Origin of the sequence: Desulfovibrio sp. 1214_IL3152, from assembly GCF_036763055.1 — a bacterium.
Classification (GTDB): Bacteria; Desulfobacterota; Desulfovibrionia; order Desulfovibrionales; family Desulfovibrionaceae; genus Desulfovibrio.
This window is the reverse complement of the sequence record NZ_JBAIYW010000084.1, coordinates 1-4,928: the sequence shown is the minus strand read 5'-3', so window position 1 is coordinate 4,928 and position 4,928 is coordinate 1. Positions and strand designations below refer to the sequence as shown.

General features: G+C 57.4%; 2 protein-coding genes and 2 pseudogenes. All 4 read right to left on the bottom strand.

The window, feature by feature from the left end:
- Window positions 1–184, bottom strand: a pseudogene (locus V6C07_RS01605) (formate dehydrogenase accessory protein FdhE); the annotation flags it as partial.
- A gap of 311 nt (window positions 185–495) precedes the next feature.
- The gene (locus tag V6C07_RS01600) at window positions 496–1,155 is read right to left on the bottom strand and encodes a 4Fe-4S dicluster domain-containing protein (RefSeq protein WP_333534645.1); all 660 of its coding nucleotides are present in this window, start codon (window positions 1,153–1,155) and stop codon (window positions 496–498) included.
- 49 nt (window positions 1,156–1,204) lie between these two features.
- Entirely contained in the window at window positions 1,205–4,243 is a 3,039-nt protein-coding gene (gene fdnG / locus V6C07_RS01595) for a formate dehydrogenase-N subunit alpha (RefSeq protein ID WP_333534644.1), read from the bottom strand.
- Between the two features lie 457 nt (window positions 4,244–4,700).
- Window positions 4,701–4,928: pseudogene (locus tag V6C07_RS01590) on the bottom strand (FmdE family protein); the annotation flags it as partial.

Genomic DNA, 4,928 nt, shown 5'->3' with positions numbered 1-4,928 from the left:
GTGCGCCGGGCTGTGCTTCAGGCAGGCTCAACCCCGCAGCGCGTATGCTGTCGGCCAGATCATCAACCAGTTGGGCCTGGGCGGCCAGCAAGGGTTCAAACGCCCGCAGCACGGGTTCCAGCACGGGGCGGTATTCCACTACCTCCGCCAGGGTTTTTGCCACGCTTTGGCAGGATGAGGCCATTGATGCTCCAAAACCCGGAGGCCGGAACCTCCGTCCGAAAGGTGACAGCGGCGCGCGGGCTGTTTCCCGCGCGCCGCACTTGATGCCGTATCACTGGCCCGACTGCAAAAGCGGCCCGCCTGTTTCCGGCGAAAACGCCTTTTCGCCGGGGATATGCCCAAGTGTTCCGCCCGGCCGTGCCGTGTGTTCCGGCTTCCGGCATGACGCCGGAAGCCGTTGAATACCCTGCAGGCCTGACGCCAACGCTGTGGATCAGCATAGTTTCAGTTGACAATTATGGCAATGCCAAACTGAAACCTGACTGAAGCGCTCTACATAAAGGCCGCGAACTCGTAATACTTGTCCTTGGTGTCGGCCAGCAGGTAGATAACGCTGACATCTTCCATATCGGCCAGAAAAGCCTTGGGCCAACGTTTTTTGGCGGTCTCAAGGCGTTTTTGGGCCAGGGGCAGCATTTCTTCACGCTCGCCGAAAACCATGGCCCCCGTGGGGCAGGTTTTGACGCAGATGGGCTGCATGCCCGCGCTGACACGGTCAATGCACATGTCACACTTGGTCAGGCGGCCACTTTCAGGGTCGCGCCTGGGGATATTATAAGGACAGGCCTCCTGTATGGCCTGGGCATCGTCCTCGCTGAGCTTGGACGATTTTTCCGTAGCCAGCACGGCCCCTGTTTTCTTGTCGTGTATGATGGCGCCCGGCACAGCCATGTCCGCCACGTCCACGCAGGGCGGCGTAAGGCAATGGCGGCACTGGTCGGGAAAGAAGTTCCAGACCACGTCGCCCTGGTCATTGATATATTCGTGAAAGCGAACAATCTTGAGGTTGTTGGGATTCAGATCCGGCGGATTCTGATGCGTGCCGAGCTGTTTGGTGTGGTTGGCAGGCAGATCATGCCATTCCTTACAGGCCAACTGGCAGCCACGACATGCCGTGCACCGCGTGGTGTCAACTAAGAATGTTTTCGGCATAGTATGCTCCTTGTCAGGCGCGCCCTCACGGGAGGGCGCGCCCTTCGCGTTAGCCTATTTCGGTGAGTTTTTCAGCCTTGCGCAGGTTGACGCAGCAGGCTTTGGACTCGGGAATGGTGGTATTGGGATCGTACGCGCCCACGGTAAGCCTGTTGGTGGAGTCGCCGGTTTTCGGCGTTGTCCAGCCAAAGGCAAAGGGCATGCCCACCAGATGGACTGTCTTGCCCATAACCGTGAAGGGCCGTATGCGCACCGTCACCATAGCGATGGCCTCGCAATTGCCACGCGCGCTTTCAAGCACAACACCGTCGCCGTTCTTGATGCCCTTTTCCTTCGCCAGCTCGTGGCTCATTTCCACATAAAGCTGCGGCTCTGTTTCCAGCAGGTTGGGCACGTTGCGCGTTTCACCGCCGCCACACCAGTGCTCGGTAAGGCTGTAGGTGGTCAGCACTATGGGGTAACGCGGGTCGGCCGGAGGCGCGATCTTGTCCATGTCGGTCTTGTGATACTTATACACCGGGCTGCTGAGCTGCTTGGAGAACGGATGGCTCGCCAGGGGCGTTTCAGCAGGTTCGTAGTGTTCGGGGAACGGACCGTCAGCCGGGCCAGGCCCGTAGAACTGGGCAAGCCCGTCCTTGACCATGATGAAAGGCAGCTTGCCCTTGGGGTCAGACATGGGCGGCCACGGGCCGTCTGGCACATCGCCCACCCACTTGCTGCCGTCCCATTCGATGACAGCCCTGTCGGGGTTGAAAGGCTTGCCGTTCATGTCCACCGAGGCGCGGTTGTAAAGGATGCGCCTGTTGAGCGGCCAACACCAGGACCAATTGGGGTAAAGCCCGATCTTGGCCTGCATGGGCGTCTGGCTGGGGTCGCGCCGCCGCGATTTGTTACCGTCTTCTTCCGTCCAGCTTCCGGTATATATCCAGTTGAGTGAAGACGTTGTGCCGTCATCCTTGAGCACACCGAAGGTAGGCACAAGCTGACCGCGCTTATACGCTTTGTCGCCCACCTTGGAGTCGGCCCAGAAGAAGCCGTTGATGCGCCTGGCCCAGTCTTCGGGGTCGTACTTGTCCGTCCAGTTCATCTGGAGCACGGCTTCGGGCAGCACCCCGCCCTCTTCCTTGTACATGCGGCGGATGGTGTTAAACAGCGGCACAACCACATCAGCGAAGTTGCGCGCCTCGCCGGCCGGCTCCACGGCCTTGTCGAACCACTGCAGCCAGCGTCCGCTGTTGCTGATGGTTCCCGCCTTTTCAATGCGGTGAGCCGAAGGCAGCAAAAAGACCTCGGTCTTTTTGGTCTTGGGATCCACGCCGGGGCGTTGCCAGTTGTCCGTGGTTTCCGAGTTATGGATTTCAGAACAGACCAACCAGTCAAGATTGTCCAGGGCTACCCGCATCTTGTTGGTATTGGGGAAGCTGTTCATGGGGTTTACGCCCATGATGAAGCCGCCCTTGATCTTGTTGTTGTATATCCTGTCCATAGCGAACATGTACGAATAGTCCTCGCCCGGTTCCAGTTTGGGCAGCAGACTGTAGCAGAAGTCGTTTTCGGGGGTGGCGGCATCGCCGTACCAGCCCTTGAGCAGACTTGTCACATATTTCGGCCTGTTGCCCCACCAGTTGGCGCTGTTGGACACGGCCGTCACCGGGGTATTGGCCTTGTTGTATTCGGCCAGAGTCTGCCACGGGGCCTGGGGCGTACCGTGGTAGCCGGGAATGTTGTTGTACAGCAGGGCATGGTCTGTGGAGCCCTGCACGTTGGGTTCGCCGCGCAGCGCGTTGATGCCGCCCCCTGCGATACCGATGTTGCCCAGCAAAAGCTGCACAAGGCTCGAAAGGCGGATGTTCTGTACGCCAACGGTGTGCTGTGTCCAGCCCAGAGCGTAAAGAATGGTCCCCGCCTTGTCCGGCCTGCCGGTAGCGCAGAAGTTTTTGTACACCTTGAGCAGGTTGTCCTGCGAAACGCCCGTAACGTCGGAAACGTTTTTAAGCGTATAGCGGGAGTAATGGTCCTTCATGAGGTTGATGACGCAGCGCGGGTTCTTGTGCGTGGGATCCACCACAGGACCGCCGTCAGGCCCCTTGGCCAAGGCCCACTTGCTTTTGTCATACTTGCGGGTGGCAGCGTCATAGCCGCTGAACAGCCCGTCTTCAAAGGCGTAGCCGTCACCCACAACGAAGGCCGCGTTGGTGTAGTTGTTGACGTAATCCTTCTGGTACAATCCGTTTGCAAGGATGTAGTTGAGCATGCCGCCCAGGAAGGGAATGTCCGTACCCGACCGAAGGGGTACGTGGAAATCACACCTGGCGGATGTGCGCGAGAATTTGGGGTCGACGTGCATGAGCACGGCCCCGTTGTCCTTGGCCTTCATGATCCACTTGAAAGCCACGGGATGATGTTCAGCGGCATTGCTGCCGATAATAAGCACCGCATCGGCATTCTTGATGTCGATCCAGTGGTTGGTCATTGCACCGCGTCCGAACGACTCTGCCAGAGCCGCAACAGTGGGGCTGTGTCAGACCCGCGCCTGGTGGTCCATATGGACAACACCCAGGCCGCGCAAGGCTTGATGGATCACCGCGCACTCTTCGTTGGAAGCGTGCGACGTACCCATCCAGAAGATGCTTTCCAGACGGTTGACCGTCTGTCCCTTGTCATTTTTCAGGATCATATCCTTGTCGCGTGCATCCTTGACGCGGCGCGCTATTTGCTCAAGGGTCCAGTCCCAATCCTTTTCTTCCCACTTATCGCTGAAAGGAGCGCGATACATGGGCTTCATCAGGCGGTGGTCGCTGGTGTACATGGAGTACAGCGCCGCGCCCTTGGCGCACAGCGCGCCTTCGGTAATGGGAAAGTCCGGATCGCCCTCAGTGGAGACAAGCTTGCCACCCTTGACGTAAGCGATAACCTGACACTGAACGGAACAGAAGGGGCAGATGCTTTGTACTTCCTTGGCACCCTCGATCTTGAGCTTGCCGGCGTATGCCTGGGCTTCGCCCAGGTCAAAACCCAGGTGCCCCAGCGTAAGGCATAATACCCCTGCACCGACACCTTTGAGAAAACTCCGTCGAGTGCTTTTCATGAGACCTCTCCTTGTTTGTGCCTGTCACATGCGCGGGGCCGAGGCAGGCGGCCGCGCAAAAGATGCTTTGGCGACAATGTGTACGCCTTGATAATAATAAAGAGTTGCGGTCACCATATTCCAAAAAACGTGATGTCGCAAGATTGTTCGAGATTTTATATTATTGTTTCAAGTGTTTGTGATATTTTTCCCTATCATGCAAATTGTCATACCATTACAGCAAGATACTTGCACGATGATTCAGTGCAGCCCTTTTTTTGCTGAAAAACCACAAAAAACGTGTACATAATATCCACTGAAATTACTGAAGTTTTCTTTTCTTATTTTATTTGGCATAAAAATTTTTTTTACGTCCCTGCCACCAACCCGGCCCGACCGCAAAAGCGGCCAGAAAAACGGCCTGCGATTTTTTTTCACAGGCCGTTGAACTGACTACGAACTTGCGGATTTTACTCCATTATTTACCAAACCAACACTTGGGCCAGGTGCAGGTGTGGCAGGCCAGGCAGTAACCGCCCTCGCCCATGCGGGCAAGCTCGGCACGGGTAATCTCACGCCCGGCCAGAAGGCGCGGCAGCACAAGGTCAAGAAAAGTGGTCTTGAAGTACAGGGCGCAGGCAGGCACGCCAAGCACCTGCATGTCGCCGTCAGGGCCGGGTATGCGACCGACGAGGCTCATGGTTCA

Bases quoted from the DNA above. Each gene is read 5' to 3' on its own strand.
- V6C07_RS01600 (WP_333534645.1), bottom strand. From the start codon at position 1,155: ATGCCGAAAACATTCTTAGTTGACACCACGCGGTGCACGGCATGTCGT.